Origin of the sequence: Winslowiella arboricola (assembly GCF_025527015.1) — a bacterium.
Classification (GTDB): Bacteria; Pseudomonadota; Gammaproteobacteria; order Enterobacterales; family Enterobacteriaceae; genus Erwinia; species Erwinia arboricola.
Window position 1 is genome coordinate 1,418,677 of sequence record NZ_JAODIM010000043.1, and the last position, 16,092, is coordinate 1,434,768.

18 protein-coding genes are annotated in these 16,092 nt (G+C 53.3%); 10 read left to right on the plus strand and 8 right to left on the minus strand.

Annotated elements, in window-relative coordinates; all coding sequences use genetic code 11:
• Positions 1–65 precede the first annotated feature (65 nt).
• Together N5923_RS24225 and mntR are read right to left on the minus strand one after the other, a co-directional pair.
• Positions 66–1,181: an SLC13 family permease gene (locus tag N5923_RS24225; RefSeq protein WP_267142329.1), complete on the minus strand. Its 1,116-nt coding sequence runs from the start codon at positions 1,179–1,181 to the stop codon at positions 66–68.
• Between the two features lie 29 nt (positions 1,182–1,210).
• On the minus strand, positions 1,211–1,672 hold the full coding sequence (gene mntR / locus N5923_RS24230) for a manganese-binding transcriptional regulator MntR (RefSeq protein WP_017799173.1): 462 nt from the start codon (positions 1,670–1,672) through the stop codon (positions 1,211–1,213).
• Positions 1,673–1,947: 275 nt separating this feature from the next.
• Between mntR and N5923_RS24235 the strand changes: the two genes are divergently transcribed.
• A complete protein-coding gene (locus N5923_RS24235; protein WP_267142328.1) occupies positions 1,948–2,112 on the plus strand; it encodes a hypothetical protein in 165 nt (54 codons plus the stop codon).
• Positions 2,113–2,291: 179 nt separating this feature from the next.
• Here the strand turns inward: N5923_RS24235 and ompX are convergent, their stop codons facing one another.
• Positions 2,292–2,804 carry an outer membrane protein OmpX gene (gene ompX / locus N5923_RS24240; protein ID WP_017799170.1) on the minus strand — a complete coding sequence of 171 codons (513 nt, stop codon included), beginning with the start codon at positions 2,802–2,804 and terminating at the stop codon, positions 2,292–2,294.
• A gap of 366 nt (positions 2,805–3,170) precedes the next feature.
• Between ompX and rhtA the strand changes: the two genes are divergently transcribed.
• The 7 genes from rhtA (at position 3,171) to ybiO (ending at position 10,284) form a co-directional block, all read left to right on the plus strand.
• Complete coding sequence (rhtA, locus tag N5923_RS24245; protein ID WP_267142327.1) at positions 3,171–4,073, plus strand: threonine/homoserine exporter RhtA; 903 nt, start codon at positions 3,171–3,173, stop codon at positions 4,071–4,073.
• Between the two features lie 391 nt (positions 4,074–4,464).
• Entirely contained in the window at positions 4,465–4,968 is a 504-nt protein-coding gene (gene dps / locus N5923_RS24250) for a DNA starvation/stationary phase protection protein Dps (RefSeq protein WP_267142355.1), read from the plus strand.
• Between the two features lie 95 nt (positions 4,969–5,063).
• Positions 5,064–5,327 carry a DksA/TraR family C4-type zinc finger protein gene (locus N5923_RS24255; protein WP_267142326.1) on the plus strand — a complete coding sequence of 88 codons (264 nt, stop codon included), beginning with the start codon at positions 5,064–5,066 and terminating at the stop codon, positions 5,325–5,327.
• Positions 5,328–5,620: 293 nt separating this feature from the next.
• Entirely contained in the window at positions 5,621–6,367 is a 747-nt protein-coding gene (gene glnH / locus N5923_RS24260) for a glutamine ABC transporter substrate-binding protein GlnH (protein ID WP_267142354.1), read from the plus strand.
• A gap of 148 nt (positions 6,368–6,515) precedes the next feature.
• Complete coding sequence (gene glnP / locus N5923_RS24265) at positions 6,516–7,175, plus strand: glutamine ABC transporter permease GlnP (protein WP_017799165.1); 660 nt, start codon at positions 6,516–6,518, stop codon at positions 7,173–7,175.
• Positions 7,172–7,894, plus strand: coding sequence for a glutamine ABC transporter ATP-binding protein GlnQ (glnQ, locus tag N5923_RS24270; RefSeq protein ID WP_267142325.1), 723 nt, complete (start codon positions 7,172–7,174; stop codon positions 7,892–7,894). The genes glnP and glnQ overlap by 4 nt, the downstream gene beginning before the upstream one ends.
• 116 nt (positions 7,895–8,010) lie before the next feature.
• On the plus strand, positions 8,011–10,284 hold the full coding sequence (gene ybiO, locus N5923_RS24275; protein WP_267142353.1) for a mechanosensitive channel protein: 2,274 nt from the start codon (positions 8,011–8,013) through the stop codon (positions 10,282–10,284).
• 1 nt (position 10,285) lies between these two features.
• Here the strand turns inward: ybiO and rlmF are convergent, their stop codons facing one another.
• Complete coding sequence (rlmF, locus tag N5923_RS24280) at positions 10,286–11,218, minus strand: 23S rRNA (adenine(1618)-N(6))-methyltransferase RlmF (RefSeq protein WP_267142324.1); 933 nt, start codon at positions 11,216–11,218, stop codon at positions 10,286–10,288.
• Positions 11,219–11,315: 97 nt separating this feature from the next.
• Between rlmF and N5923_RS24285 the strand changes: the two genes are divergently transcribed.
• A complete protein-coding gene (locus N5923_RS24285) occupies positions 11,316–11,948 on the plus strand; it encodes a flavin reductase family protein (RefSeq protein ID WP_267142323.1) in 633 nt (210 codons plus the stop codon).
• 3 nt (positions 11,949–11,951) lie between these two features.
• On the opposite strand, the gene N5923_RS24290 is transcribed toward N5923_RS24285, so the two are convergent.
• Both N5923_RS24290 and N5923_RS24295 read right to left on the minus strand, forming a co-directional pair.
• Positions 11,952–12,251 carry a helix-turn-helix domain-containing protein gene (locus N5923_RS24290; protein WP_267142322.1) on the minus strand — a complete coding sequence of 100 codons (300 nt, stop codon included), beginning with the start codon at positions 12,249–12,251 and terminating at the stop codon, positions 11,952–11,954.
• Complete coding sequence (locus N5923_RS24295) at positions 12,248–12,604, minus strand: type II toxin-antitoxin system RelE/ParE family toxin (protein WP_267145278.1); 357 nt, start codon at positions 12,602–12,604, stop codon at positions 12,248–12,250. Before N5923_RS24295 ends, N5923_RS24290 begins: the two co-directional genes overlap by 4 nt.
• 512 nt (positions 12,605–13,116) lie before the next feature.
• Here N5923_RS24295 and hutC point away from each other — a divergent pair.
• Positions 13,117–13,872 (plus strand): histidine utilization repressor, encoded by a 756-nt coding sequence (hutC, locus tag N5923_RS24300; RefSeq protein WP_267142320.1) that lies wholly within the window; start codon positions 13,117–13,119, stop codon positions 13,870–13,872.
• A 138-nt stretch (positions 13,873–14,010) separates the two neighbouring features.
• Here the strand turns inward: hutC and hutG are convergent, their stop codons facing one another.
• Together hutG and hutI are read right to left on the minus strand one after the other, a co-directional pair.
• Positions 14,011–14,802: an N-formylglutamate deformylase gene (hutG, locus tag N5923_RS24305; protein WP_267142319.1), complete on the minus strand. Its 792-nt coding sequence runs from the start codon at positions 14,800–14,802 to the stop codon at positions 14,011–14,013.
• Positions 14,799–16,016 carry an imidazolonepropionase gene (gene hutI, locus N5923_RS24310; RefSeq protein WP_267142318.1) on the minus strand — a complete coding sequence of 406 codons (1,218 nt, stop codon included), beginning with the start codon at positions 16,014–16,016 and terminating at the stop codon, positions 14,799–14,801. Before hutI ends, hutG begins: the two co-directional genes overlap by 4 nt.
• Positions 16,017–16,092 lie beyond the last annotated feature (76 nt).

The window sequence follows — 16,092 nt, forward strand, 5'->3', positions numbered from 1 at the left end:
TACTAACAATAGAAAGAAAACTGACAAATGCCAGGATTTATTGACACTTCCGGATTAGCCTGAGACTAGATCGCATTGATAAGCAAAAAAAGCCCCCAACCGAGCAGCGCAGACCACAATAACATCGGTACGGAAAACAGATGGAAGCGCCACCAGATCCTGCGGTCTTTCGCCATGCGCAGCGCGATCAGATTCGCCAGTGAACCGGGCAACAGACCAAAACCGCCGATATTGACTGCCCAGGCAAATAGCGTACTGGCGGGCAAGGTATTCAGCAGCAGAATGGTCGCTGGCACATTGCTGATCACCTGCGACAGACCCATCGCCAGCAAATAAGTGCCGCCCTCGCCCAACTGCGAGATATGGTGCAGCGGCGCCTGCAACACCGGTAAGCGGGTGATCAGAAACACATCGATAAACATGGCGATAAACACCGCCAGCAAGCTCCAGTCGATGGTCAGCAGTATCCGGCGGGCGAGAAACAGAAATGCCACCAGCACCAGCAGCAATCCCCAGATCGCCAGCTTTAACTCCAGCGCCAAAACAAACAGCACATACAGCGCCAGCGCGCTAAACAGCAGCCGCCGCTGCCAGCCGTTAACCTGATCTTCAGCATGGCGCTGGATCTTCTTTTTGCTAAAGCTGAACCAGGTCAGTAGCAGTAAGCTGCCGGTCAGCAGCAACGCCAGCGGCAACATCTGCAGAATAAAACCGCCGAAGCTGGCTTCGCCATGGCTCCATAACAGGATATTTTGCGGATTACCGATCGGGGTTAATAACGAGCCGGCATTCACCGCCAGCGCTTCAAAGATAATCAGCCGTGAAATCGGCAGGCTGGAGAATTTACGTAACGTCAGTGTCAGCGGCACAAGGATAAACAGCGCCACATCATTGGTCAGAAAGGTCGACAACAGCGCCGCGCCCGCCACCATAAACAGCGCCAGCGTGCGCTCATGCTGAAAACGATGGATCAGACGACGACCCAGTACCTCGAAATAGCCGCTGGCTTCGATGCCTTTGGTCAGCATCAGCAAGCCACACAGCGTAATAATGGTATTCCAGTCGACCGCCTGCGGCAGCTGATGCAGTTTAAACGGGGCGAAACAGGCTAACACCGCCCCAAGAACCACTAACAGATGAAGAAAACGGTCGTGCAGAAACGGCTTCAGCAATATTGCCATAGCGGCTCACAGTTCAGGGGTAACGGGAATTAACCCCGGTTTTGGTAAAATTGCTGAAAAATCGCCAGCGTTTCATCGCTGACATGATGCTCAATACCTTCCGCATCCCGGCGCGCGGTGTCAGGACTGATGCCCAGCGCCAGTAAAAAGGTTTCGACAATATGGTGACGTTGACGACTCTCTTCCGCCAGCTTCTCGCCCTCTGCGGTCAGGAATACGCCGCGATAAGGTACCTGTTCCACCAGTCCGCCAGTAGCCAGGCGCTTCAGCATTTTCGCCACCGTCGGCTGCGACACGCCGAGACGCGCCGCCATATCAACCTGGCGTGCTTCACCAAACTCGCGGATCAGATCGGAGATCAATTCAACATAGTCATCAATCAGCTCGCGGCGATGCGCCTCGCGAACCTGACGAAAGCCTTCGACATGTTCTTCGATATCTTTCAGCGGCCCGTTAAGGGTGGCAACTGTGGGTTTGGCGCGACGACTCATAAACTTCCTCTTCTTATTAGCCTGCGTTTTTGACTGCCGTGCAGGTCTGTTGGTGCCACATTGTAAACGAAGCTCAAAGAAGCACAAATATTCCGATAAATAGCACTGGCTATGGGGTATAGCCTGTGCTATACCTGTCTATAAAGCAACCATGTCATCAGCTCACTGTGGAGGTCAATATCATGAATGAACCCTTCCTGCTGTTAATGATGTTTCTGCTGTTCGTCGCTGGACTCTGTCTGCTGTTCAGCCGCCGTTAAGCCTGAGGAACCGGTATGCATATCAGTAATAAAGTGATGCACGTCTGGCCGTCACAGGAGGTCACCACCATGAAAGCGCCCTTACTATTACGGCTGTTTTGTCGTTCACCATTTACTCTGCGCCTGATGCTGCTGGAGATGCTGACCGCACCAAAGAAACCTGAAAATAAGGCTTCCTGATCCTGCCTGTTCGCCGCTGCGTTAAATTTATCTCCCGCCTTACCGCAAACTGATTTACGATTGAGCGCCTTTCGGCAAAGCGAGGATGACCTTGCCATGCTTAATTGCGCCCATAAAAAAATCCGCCACAGGGGCGGATTTTTTTGCAGTCCGGTCAGAGCCGGAAAGGTTCAGCTCGATTAGAAGCTGTAACCTGCACCAACGATCCAGGTGCCAACGTCTACACTGCGGATACGGCTCTGCTCGTAACCAACATCCAGAGCAACGTTCTGGATTGGGTTAAACTGCAGACCAGCACCGTAGGAGAAGCCGTAATCGCTGCCGTCAGCAGTGTTACGCGTGGTTTTGTCGTTAACGTTAACTTTACCGTAACCAACACCAACCACACCGTAGATGCTTGCCCAGTCATTCAGACGGAATGCAGGACCTGCAGTCACACCGTAGTAATGACCTTTGTTATAGAAACCATCAGTAGTGGTATCTTTTTCGGTATAGGTGAAAGAACCGATCCAACCCAGCGCATCGCTGCCATTTTCGTAGCGATATTTCAGGTTGAAACCGTTGGCCTTGTTAGCCACACCCTGGTAGTCGCTCTGTGCGTAACCACCGGTAACAGTGCTCTGCGCCATGGCAGAACCTGCGGATACAGCCAGTACACAAGCCAGTGCTGAAAGACATGCAATTTTTTTCATAACCACCTCAAATGTGAAAGTACTTCTCTCCTGACAACGCTGAAAATATAACAAAAAACAGAGAGAAACTCTGCCTGATAATTGTTGTCTAACAGAATGTTTGCTGTAACAGAAAGTTAATGGGTGTTCGTATGTCATTCTTTTTGCTTATATTAATCACAGTATAACCCGGATTAATCCCCAGTGTAAAAAAAGGTTCATTGAGATAAATCTTAATTAAACCTGACACTTCTTTACTGAAATGGCCCTGTTTTCGCCCCTGCGGCCGACATTTTTTTCGCCGCCAACGCATTTTTTATCTGTCTGCTCTATTACACTGACGCTCTTATTTGCTTAAACCAATGGATTTAAAGGTAGGTTTTCAGGATGTCGTCACCTCAACCGCAGACGCAGTCACCCGTCTGGCTTCCCATTTTCGTTTTGCTTATCGCCATGACCTCGATTCAGGGCGGCGCAGCGCTGGCGAAAACCCTGTTTCCGCTGGTGGGTGCGCCGGGGATCACCGCGCTGCGTCTCGGGCTGGGCACGCTTATTCTGTGCGCTATCTTTAAACCCTGGCGTCTGCGCTTCAGCCGTCAGCAGCTTGGTCCGCTGATCGTCTATGGTCTGGCGCTGGGGGCGATGAATTATCTGTTCTATCTTGCGCTACGCACGGTGCCGCTGGGCATTGCGGTCGCCCTGGAGTTTACCGGGCCATTAACGCTGGCGCTGATTGGCTCACGCCGGGCGCTGGATTTTGTCTGGGTAGTACTGGCGGTGTTGGGTTTATGGTTTTTATTACCGCTGGGCCATGATATCTCCAGTGTTGATCCACAAGGCGCGGCGCTGGCGGTCGGCGCTGGCGCCTGCTGGGCGCTGTATATTCTTGCCGGACAAAAAGCTGGCGCTGAGCATGGCCCGGCGACAGTGGCAGTAGGTTCAATTATCGCTTCCATCGTGTTTGTGCCGATTGGTCTGGGTTTCGCCGCCAGCGGCATCTGGCAGCTGTCGCTGATTCCGCTGGCGCTGGCGATTGCGGTGCTGTCGAGTGCGCTGCCCTACTCGCTGGAGATGGTGGCGCTGACGCGTCTGCCAGCGCGCACCTTTGGCACCATGATGAGTCTGGAGCCGGCAATGGCCGCCGTCTCCGGCATGCTGTTCCTCGGAGAAGTGCTGACGCTGGTACAGTGGCTGGCGCTGCTGGCAATTATCGGCGCGTCAATAGGCTCCACCCTCACCATGCGCCCGCAAAAAAAGCCGATTGACCCGGTAAGCGAACTGCGGGAATAACTTTATCTGAGAATATTCTGACTCAGCCTCGCTGAGGGGGCTGAATAATCAGCAGTTGCGCAGAAAAAGATGAATCATCTTTATTGTTTAGTGAAATTAGGGTGGCAGTCATATTCTGTCACCATTCAACATTAAATAAATCAACCTTCATCTGGCTGGCGAACTGTTAATATAAAAACCCAGTAAAATCATGACAATAAGCAACCCATTGCGAATGATAAATATTATCAGCTTCATTAGCATTTATATTTATCAGGTCAGATAATAATGTTGTTAAGCAACAGGCTGCGGCTATCGGACTAACAGGCAGTAACTTTCCTGCAAGCTAAATAACCGGTGCTATACTTATTGCCATACGATTCAGGACAAACCCATTAAGAGGATATTAATGATGAGTACCGCAAAACTGGTTAAAGCAAAATCTTCAGATCTTATTTTTACCCGTAATGACGTGGCCGAAGATGACAAAAAAGCCACCATCGAGGTGCTTAATCGTCTGGTTACTGAGTTTATCGATCTGTCGTTGATTACCAAGCAGGCGCACTGGAACATGCGTGGCGCGAACTTTATTGGTGTGCATGAAATGCTGGATGGTTTCCGCACCGCAATTACCGATCACCAGGATACCATTGCCGAGCGTGTGGTGCAGCTGGGTGGTGTGGCGCTGGGTACGACCCAGATTGTTAATGACCGCACACCGTTGAAAAGCTATCCGCTGAATATTCACAGCGTACAGGACCATCTGAAAGCGCTGGCCGATCGTTACGCGGTCGTGGCTAACGATACACGTAAAGCGATTACAGAAGTTGAAGACGAAGATACTGCGGATATCTTTACCGCCGCATCTCGCGATCTCGATAAATTCCTGTGGTTTATCGAATCCAATATCGAATAACAGCGACTACCGGCGGCAGCCCTGCCGCCTTTAAAACAGCCCTGAAAGCGGATGACTCTGAGTCATTCGCTTTTTGCATTGTGGAGGTAAATAAAATGGCAAGCGGATGGGCATCTGACGATGCTGTTCAACAGCAAATTGATTCCACTATTGATGATGCAGTGCAGCGGGCGCGTAAACAGCTGCATGCAGGCGCAAGTGCAGAATTTTGCCTCGAGTGTGGCGAGCCCATCCCCGAAGCACGACGTATTGCCCTGCCCGGCGTGCAATATTGCGTCAGTTGTCAGCAGTTGCACGATAACCAACAGAGCGCCGCACTGTATAACCGTCGTGGCAGTAAAGACAGCCAGCTGCGCTAATTTCAATTTATAATGCAGAAATATGAGCCTGTTAACATATTTCTAACTATCTTGTTCATTGATTACCCGATTTAATGTTTTAGTTAAGCGTCCGCTGATGCACCACAATGATCGCAACGCACCATCTTGGTGCCCCATCATGGTGCGCAGCACGCAAAGCTAAATAATTGTTGTCCAAAGGATGGATTAACCTGCTGTTTTTAAACAAAATGAAAAGTTGGCATAGATTTTTCATATGGCAGCGGGCATCACAACAACGGGGAGCTCCCCGATTCAATGATAAGGATAAGATGATGAAGTCGATTTTTAAGGTTTCCCTTGCCGCGCTGGCGCTGGCATTTGCTGTCTCTTCCACGGCTGCTGAAAAGAAACTGATCGTCGCCACTGATACTGCGTTCGTCCCGTTTGAATTTAAACAGGGTGATAAGTATGTCGGTTTTGATATCGATCTGTGGGATGCCATCGCTAAACAGCTGAACATTGAATATACCCTGAAGCCAATGGATTTCAGCGGCATCATTCCTGCCCTGCAGACGCGCAATATTGACCTCGCGCTGGCAGGTATCACCATTACCGAAGAGCGTAAAAAGGCGATTGAATTCTCCGACGGCTACTACAAAAGCGGCCTGCTGGTGATGGTCAAAGCGAATAACGACGAAGTGAAAGGCATTGATGATCTGAACGGTAAAGTGGTGGCAGTGAAAAGCGGCACCGGTTCAGTTGATTATGCGAAACAGCACATCAAAACCAAAGACCTGCGTCAGTTCCCGAATATCGATAACGCCTATATGGAGTTAGGCACTAACCGTGCTGACGCCGTGCTGCACGACACGCCAAATATTCTCTACTTTATCAATACCGCCGGTAAAGGTCAGTTTAAAGCGGTCGGCGAATCGATTGAAGCTCAGCAGTATGGTATCGCCTTCCCGAAAGGCAGCGATGACCTGCGCGTGAAAATCAACGGCGCGCTGAAAACCCTGCGTGATAACGGTACTTACAACACAATTTATAAAAAATGGTTCGGCAGCGAACCTAAATAATAAACATCTGTGATCCCGTGGTTCTTCATTCCGTAGCGGCGGCGTTATCGCCGCCCGTTACCATGCAGAACCATTAACGTCAGAGACGGCTTTGCGTCTCTGCGTTTTTCCATTTCAACAAAAGTGTTTTCGTTCGGGAGAAAGTATTATGCAGTTCGACTGGAGCGCCATCTGGCCAGCTCTTCCTATTCTGCTTGAAGGCGCCAAAATGACGCTGTGGATTTCGGTCCTCGGTCTGGTTGGCGGCCTGATTATCGGCCTGATTGCCGGTTTTGCCCGCGCCTATGGCGGCTGGCTTTCCAGCAATATCGCGCTGGTGTTTATTGAGCTGATTCGCGGTACGCCAATTGTGGTGCAGGTGATGTTTATCTACTTCGCCCTGCCGATGGCGTTTACTGACCTGCGCATCGATCCGTTTAGCGCGGCGGTGGTGACCATTATCATCAACTCCGGCGCCTATATCGCCGAGATCACCCGTGGCGCGGTACTGTCAATTCATAACGGTTTCCGTGAGGCGGGACTGGCGCTGGGCCTGTCGCGTCGTGAAACCCTGCGCTACGTGATTATGCCGCTGGCGCTGCGCCGTATGCTGCCACCATTGGGTAACCAGTGGATTGTCAGCATCAAGGATACCTCACTGTTTATCGTGATTGGCGTAGCGGAACTGACGCGTCAGGGACAGGAAATTATTGCTGGTAACTTCCGTGCGCTGGAGATCTGGAGTGCGGTTGCGGTTATCTATCTGTTTATTACGCTGGTGCTGAGTTTCGTTCTGCGTCGCATTGAGAAAAGGATGAAAATCCTGTGATTGAATTTAAAAACGTCTCCAAACATTTTGGTCAAACCCAAGTACTGCACAATATTGACCTGAACATTAAACAGGGCGAAGTGGTGGTGATTATCGGGCCAAGCGGCTCCGGCAAATCAACCCTGTTGCGCTGCATCAACAAGCTGGAAGAGATTACCAGCGGTGAGCTGATTGTTGATGGCCTGAAAGTGAACGACCCGAAGGTGGATGAGCGCCTGATCCGCCAGGAAGCTGGCATGGTGTTCCAGCAGTTTCATCTGTTCCCACAAATGAACGCGCTGGATAACGTCGCCTTTGGTCCGATTCGCGTGCGTGGCGTGAAGAAAGCCGAGGCGCATAAACTGGCGAAAGAGCTGCTGGGCAAAGTCGGTCTTGCTGAACGCGCACACCATTTCCCGTCTGAACTCTCCGGTGGTCAGCAGCAGCGCGTGGCGATTGCCCGTGCGCTGGCGGTGAAGCCAAAACTGATGCTGTTTGATGAGCCAACCTCAGCACTGGATCCGGAACTGCGCCATGAAGTCCTGAAAGTGATGCAGGATCTGGCCGAAGAAGGCATGACCATGGTAATCGTGACCCATGAAGTGGGCTTCGCGCAGAAAGTAGCATCGCGCCTGATCTTTATCGACAAAGGCCGCATTGCTGAAGATGGTGACCCGCATACGCTGATCAGCAATCCGCCAAGCGCCCGTCTGCAGGAGTTTTTACAACACGTTTCATGATGTTGTGGGCGGCGATAACGCCGCCCCGACTAAATTCCCCGCTTTCACTTTCCTGTCATTCTGTTCGTCTATACTTGCTGATCGACGCAAATTTCGCGTCGCTTCAGGAGAATATGATGTTGGCTTTGGCCTTACCGCGACGATGTATCTTTCGGTGGTTACTGGTATTCACCCTTTTTACCGGATTCACTCACCAGGCGCTGGCGGTCTCCCTTCCTGCGGCAGCCGTGGCGGCCCAAAAAACCCAGGCCAGTGAGGAACCTGCCACCACACAACCCAGTGTGGAAGATAAAAAATCGGCTTATGCGGCGCTGGCTAATATCCTGCAAAATGACCAGTCACGCGGCGAGCTCATCGAACAACTGCGCAATGCCGCTGCGGCTCCGGCGGAGAATGGCCAGCCGGTGCTGACGCCGCCTGATGAAGAGCAGGAAGATACTACGGTATTGCAGGGTCTGACCGATGTCAGCCGCCAGTTTGGCGGCGCCTTTGCTTCACGCTTTTCCACGCTGCAGCATAATATTTTTTCCGCACCGCATAAGACCTTTAATCCGGACACCTTTTACAATGCCGTCAGCCACTTTTTGATGCTGGCTGCAGCGCTGTTTGCTTTCTGGTGGCTGATTCGCTGGCTGGCAAGGCCGCTTTATCGCCGTATGGGGCGCTGGGGCCGCAGTAAAAACCGCGACCGCTCCAGCTGGCTGCATCTGCCCGCAATGATTATGGCCGCTTTTGTTATTGACCTGGCGCTACTGGCACTGGCGCTGTTTGCCGGCCAGATTATGAGTGACTATCTGAATGCTGGCAGTCGCACCATCGCACGCCAGCAGGGACTGTTTCTGAATGCCTTTGCGCTTATTGAGTTTTTTAAAGCGATTTTACGCCTGATCTTCTGCCCCACGGTGCCGGATTTACGCCCGTTTCGTATTGCCGATAACCGCGCCAACTACTGGAACACCCGCCTTAGCTGGCTAAGCGGCCTGATTGGTTACGGTTTGCTGGTGATCGTGCCGATTGTCAGTAATCAGGTAAATTTACAGGTCGGCGCGCTGGTGAATGTGGTGGTGATGAGCCTGATTACATTGTGGGCGCTGTATCTGATTTTCCATAATAAACGCAATATCCAGCAGGAGCTGGTGACGCTCGCCGATCGCAGCATGTCGTTTTTCGCCCTGTTTATCCGCGCTTTTGCGCTAATCTGGCACTGGCTGGCCTGCGCCTATTTTATCGTGCTGTTCTTCTTCTCGATGTTTAATCCTGGCGACAGCCTGAAATTTATGATGTCGGCAACAGTGCGCAGCCTGGCGATTATCGGCATCGGGGCGCTGATCTCGGGCACACTGAGCCGCTGGATTGCGAAAACTATTGTGCTGTCGCCGGAGCTACGCAGACACTATCCGGAGCTGCAAAAACGGGTTAATGCCTGGGTTTCCGGCCTGCTGAAACTGGCGCGCATTATCACGGTGTTCGCCGTTACCCTGCTGCTGCTTAACGCATGGAATTTATTCGACTTATGGCACTGGCTGACGGTTGGCGCGGGCGAGAAGATGGTGGATATTCTGATCCGTATTCTGGTGATCCTGCTGTTCTCAGCGGTAGGCTGGACGCTGCTGGCGAGTCTGATTGAGAGCCGGCTCGCTTCGGATTCCCATGGTCGCGCCATGCCGAGCGCGCGTACCCGCACCCTGCTGACCCTGTTCCGTAACGCGCTGGCGGTAGTGATCAGCACCATCACGATTATGATTTTGCTGTCGGAAATTGGCGTCAATATCGCGCCGCTGCTGGCTGGCGCCGGGGCACTGGGACTGGCGGTATCCTTTGGTTCGCAGACGCTGGTAAAAGATATTATTACCGGCATCTTTATTCAGTTTGAAAACGGCATGAATACCGGCGACCTGGTGACCATCGGCCCGATTACCGGCACCGTGGAACGGATGTCGATTCGCTCAGTCGGGGTGCGCCAGGATACCGGCGCTTATCATATTATCCCGTGGTCATCGATCACCACTTTCGCCAACTTTGTGCGTGGCATCGGCTCGTTTGTCGCCAACTACGATGTTGATCGCAATGAAGAGAGTGAAAAAGTTAACGCCACTTTACAGGCGGCAGTGAAAGAGTTGATGGAGAATAAAGAGATTCGCAGCATGGTGATCGGGGAACCGGCATTTGCCGGGCTGGTCGGTCTGACTAATCAGTCATTTACCGTGCGCGTCTCTTTTACCACACAACCGCTGAAGCAGTGGACGGTGCGCTTTGCACTGGATGATATGGTGAAGAAACACTTTGATGCTGCCGGTATTCAGCCGCCGCGCCAGACGGTGCAGGTACTGCAAACCGGCAGTGATGTTGACGGCGCGGCGGGTATGCAGGCATTAGCCGCCCCTGAATGACTTACTTCGTTAACAGACGGCTGCGCGCCGGTTTATCGTAAAAGCTCCAGGCGATAAACCGGCTCTGTTTCTGACCCTGCGCCATATCGACAATCCGCACCTGCACCGCGCCAGCTTCTTCCAGCGCATCACGCAGCGCGGGGAGATTCTCCTTGCGCGACACCAGCGAGGTAAACCAGACGAACTGACGGGCGAAATCGATACTCTCGTTAATCATCTGGCTGATAAAGGCAGTCTCGCCGCCTTCACACCATAATTCATCCTGCTGGCCACCAAAGTTTAGCGGGCCATTGCGATCCAGACCGAGATTGCGCAGCTTACGCTGGCTGCCCTGGCGCGCATCGCTGGCAGAGGCATGGAACGGCGGATTACAGATGCTGACATGGTAGAAATCATTTTTATGCACCACGCCACGGAAGATAGCTGTGCTCTCTTTCTGGCGACGCAAACGAATGCCGCGATTCAGCCCCGGGTTAGATTCAATAATCGCATTAGCGGCCTTCATAGCCTGCTCATTGCTCTCGGTACCGGTAAAGCGCCACTCATATTCACGGTGGCCAATCAGCGGATAGATACAGTTTGCGCCGCAGCCAATATCCAGCACGTTAATATTGTTGCGCGGGATCACTGACTGATGGTCTTCGGCCAGCAGATCGGCCAGATGGTGCAGATAATCCGCGCGACCCGGTACTGGCGGGGTCAGAAAACCGTCCGGGATCGCCCAGTGTTCAATCTGATAGTAGTGATGCAGCAGCGCCTGGTTCAGCATCTTTACTGCCGCCGGATCGGCAAAATCAACCGACTCATCGCCATACTGATTTACCTGCACAAAAGGGGCCAGCGCAGGGTGGCACGCTTGCAGCGCGTCAAAGTCGTAGCGTCCGCGGTGGCGGTTGCGCGGGTGAAGAACGTTTTTCTCAGCAGGCTTTTTCATCGATTTATCCCAGGTTAGTCGGCGCGTAAGATACTCGTTGTGACAAAAGGCGTAAACCATTTACGATAAAGAAAATATCTCTTAATCAAGGAATACTATGTCTCGCCAGCGTTATTCGTACCAACCAAGGGCCGGTCACGGGCTGCCGCATGACCCGCTGAATGCGATTATCGGACCACGCCCGATTGGCTGGATCAGTTCGGTCAGTGCAGACGGTGAGCGTAATCTGGCGCCCTACAGTTTCTTTAACTGCTTTAACTACCATCCGCCGATTATTGGTTTTGCCAGCAGTGGCTGGAAGGATAGTGTGCAAAATATCACGCAAACCGGCGAGTTTGTCTGGAATCTCGCCACTCGCCCGCTGGCAGAGGCAATGAATGAAAGTTCCGCCTCGCTGCCCCATGGTGAAGATGAGTTCAGCTTTGCCGGTCTGACGCCGCTGGCTGCCAGCTATGTCAAAGCCAGTATGGTGGCGGAAAGTCCGGTTAACTTTGAGTGCAAACTAACCCAGTGTATTCAGTTGCTGGATGCCGATGGCGGTGAGATTCCCACCTGGCTGGTACTGGGCGAAGTGGTGGCGATTCATATCGACAGCGAACTGCTGGAACAGGGCATCTATCAAACCGCCAAAGCGCAGCCGATTTTACGCGCTGGTGGCCCGAGCGCCTATTACGCGATCAGTGAAGATCTGCGCTTTGATATGGTGCGACCGGATGCGCGGTCACGATAATACTCAGATGTAATAGATGCGACCTGAGCCTGTCGGCATTTCCACATTCAGGCTCAGTTTGCCACCCAGCGCCTCAATATATTTTTTGAGGCTGGACAGTTTTATCTCCTCACCGCGCGCTTCGATAGCGGCAACCGCAGGCTGACTGATCCCCATGATCCCCGCCAGCTCGGTCTGCGACAGCGCCAGCTCTTCGCGCAGCTTACGCAAGCGAACTTCAAGGATCATCGCCTCCGCTTTTTGCTGAATACGCGCCTGCGAGGCCGGAGAACGTTTTGCAATCAGCTCATTGAGTTTACTCATTTTTTAACCCCTTCCAGATGTTGTCTGTATTCCGCATCAGCTTTTTTAATCATCTCAGCGTAAAATCGCTTTTGGTTACGGCCGGTTTTATCGGCGGCGCATAATACGATGGCCTGCCTTTCAGGATCGAATGCAAAAAAAGCTCTCACCGGCCGCCCATTGCTTTGCACTCTCAGTTCCTTCATATGATGAAATTCCGATCCTTTTACCTGGTCAACATCTGGCCTGCCCAACATCGGCCCAAACTGCTCAAGCACTTTCAGGCTGGCCAGCACATCATCAATCATGTCGTCATCCTGTTCATCCAACCACTGATCAAAATGTTCGGTGGTATCTACTTTCCATGTATCCACGATATTCTCCATAAACTGTAGTTTATACCACGCAGAATATAAACTACAGTTTATATTTTTAAAGAGAGAGTAGCGTTAAAATCGTCGTTTCTGGAAGGGGATCGCAATGCAGGGGTTGGAAGCCGCAACGGGCTCCCGTGGGAAGTGATCTGCTACTCAATTCGTTCGGATTTGATTATCGCTGCCGCCTTAGCGATTTCCGGCGCCAGCCAGCGTTCTTCCTGCCAGTTCGCTACCTGCTCGCGCAGTTTCGGCACCATAAAAGTCCAGCGCCTGCCCCATCGCCAGCGAATCGGCCACCATCGCCCCAGGCATGACTGAGCAGGGTGTTGCGCGACAGCTGGCTGTTGCCCGTAAAACGGCCCGTTCCCGCTTACCGTTGCAGCAGAAACAGGCGTTCTGCCCCACAATAAATCACGCTGAATGTTTTATCACGCCGCTGTTGTATAGACATATACAGACTGCGCATCTGGTGTAGACTCTGTAACAAACCCGCTGAAAAGGTTAACGCAGTGTCTGAATCGCAAAAATTATCCGAAATGATTCGCCTCGCCAGCGACGAACCTGCTCCCCTCTATCAGCAGCTAAAACTGGGCATTATCAATCTTATTCGCACCGGCCACTGGCAGCCGAATCAGCGTATGCCTTCGGAGAGCGACCTGGTGAATGAGCTGGGCGTCAGCCGTATGACGATTAACCGTGCGCTGCGTGAACTGACCAGCGAAGGCTATTTGTTGCGCTTACAGGGGGTCGGCACCTTTGTCGCCGAGATCAAAGCTTTTACGCCGATGCTGGAAGTACACAATATTGCTGATGAGATTGAGAATCGCGGCCACCGGCATACCAGTCAGGTATTGCTGTTACGCAGCGAGCAGGCCAGTACGGCTTCCGCGCAGGCTTTTGGCCTGCAAACCGGTGCGCAGCTGTTTCACTCGCGGATGGTGCATTTTGAGAATGATGTGCCGGTGCAGCTGGAGGATCGACTGGTCAATCCACGGGTGGCGCCGCTCTATCTGGCGCAGGATTTTACCCGCAGTACGCCCTTTGCTTACCTGACGCAGATTGCACCGCTAACTGCTGGCGAGCATGTGGTGGAAGCGGTCAATGCCAGTGCCGAAGAGCAGCAGTTATTGCATATCGATAACACCGAGCCCTGCCTGCAAATTCAGCGGCGCACCTGGCATCATGAAGCGGTGGTGACAGCGGCGCGCCTGCTCTACCCCGGCGCACGTTATAAAATGTTTGGCCGTTTTCAGCAGCAGAGCTGAATCCGTCGGCTGCCGAAACACGACGGTCACGGGCTGCGATAACGCCGCCCCTACATAAGACCGAAGGCTATTGCAGGGGAGCCGTTTTCGGCTGCCGAAACACGGCGGTCACGGGCGGCGATAACGCCGCCCCTACAATTAAAGCCCCCTTCCCTGCGCCAGCATCACTTCAATCAGCTGTTTTAACAGTGGTTGCAGTTCTGCCGCCCGGTCACCACGCCAGCCAAACGGCGGTTGCTCATCCATATAGTTGCACTGCGCCAGCTCCAGTTGCAGCGCATACTGCTGCTCTGCCGGTTTACCGTAAGCGCGGGTAATATAACCGCCCTTAAAGCGCCCGTTTATAATCCAGCTAAAACGTGACTGCGCTTCACAAACCTGCTGTAACGCGGCACTCATCGCTGGCGGACAGCTTTCACCGCTGTTGGTGCCAAGATTAAGATCCGGCAGACGGCCATCAAACAGACGCGGGATCACCGAGGCGATGGAGTGGGCATCAAACAGCAGCACGTAGCCAAACTGCTGTTTCAGCCGCGCCAGCTCCTGCTGCAGCTTCTGGTGATACGGCGTCCAGATATCCTGCAGATAGCCCTGACGTTGCGCGTCGGTTGGCGTCATTTGCGGTTTAAAGGTTGGCGTGCCATCAAACAGGGTCTCCGGATACAGTCCGGTCGTCGCAGTGGTATACAGCGGCTGATTATCCGCCGGACGGTTGAGATCGATCACAAAACGTGAGTAGTTTCCCACCAGCACACTGGCGCCCATCGTTTGCACAAAATCATACAGCTGCGGAATATGCCAGTCAGTATCCGGCAGGCCGCGCGCAGCATCGCTGAGCCCGGCTGCAACTTCCGGCGTCAGAGCGGTACCGGCGTGGGGAATGCTGATCAGCAGCGGCAGAGTGCCGGCTGTGAAATGATAAGGGGTCATTGCGCTTCTCCTCGATAGATAACCTGACAAGGCAGCTGTCCGCCCAGCCAGTAAACTAACTCCGCCGGACGTGCCAGCGGCCAGTGAACGAAATTGGCGACTTTACCGCTCTCCAGCGTGCCGTGAGTTTTCTCCAGTCCCAGCGCTTTTGCGCCATGCAGCGTGACGCCCGCCAGCGCCTCCTCCGGCGTAAAGCCAAACAGCGTGCAGGCCATATTCAGCATTAAACGCAGTGACAGAGCCGGAGAGGTACCGGGATTAGCATCGCTGGCCAGCGCCATCGGCACCTGATACTGGCGGAACAGTCCGACCGGCGGACGCTGCGTTTCGCGCAACAGATAAAATGCCCCCGGCAGCAGCACCGCTACCGTGCCATGCTGTGCCATTGCCTGCACGTCACTCTCGGTGGCGTACTCCAGATGGTCGGCAGAGAGCGCATTAAAGCGCGCCGCCAGCGCGCCGCCGCCCAGTGATGAAAGCTGCTCAGCGTGCAGTTTTACCGGCAGACCCAGCTGCTGCGCCCGTTCAAATACGCGGGTAACCTGCTCAGGCGAAAAAGCGAGATGTTCACAGAAAGCATCGACCGCATCCGCCAGCTGCTGTGCTTTTACTTCTGGTAGCAGTCGCTGGCAGATAATATCGACCCAGCCATCAGGGTTCTGTTTAAACTCCGGCGGGAAGGCGTGCGCCGCCAGACAGGTGGCCAGCACATCGGCGGGAACCTGCTGCGCCAGCAGGCGAATAGCCTGCAACATCCGCAGTTCACTCTCTTCATCAAGGCCGTAACCGGATTTAATCTCCAGCGTCGTCACCCCCTCCGCCAGCAGCCGCTCGATGCGCCAGCGCGCACTGCTGATCAGTTCATCCAGCGACGCGGCGCGTGTGGCGCGCACCGTAGAGAGAATGCCGCCACCCTGCGCGGCAATCTCCGCATAGCTGACGCCATTCAGACGCTGTTCAAACTCCGCGCTGCGATCGCCACCAAATACCAGATGGGTATGGCAATCGATCAGGCCGGGCGTAATGATGCCGCCGCCAAAATCGGTGCGCTGTAGCGCCTGAATATCCGCCGCCTCACTGCGCGTACCAATCCAGACTATCTGTCCGTCCGCTACCGCGATGGCGCCATCGGCAATCAGGTTATACTGGCCGTCGCGCATGGTGACCAGGTCGGCCCCATACCATAAACTGTCACACTCTATTCTGACTGCCATCTGTTCTCCCCGTCGGTCGCGCCATTTACAGAAACCGTTAAAGTATGTATATGTATATACAACCACATAGCCTGAG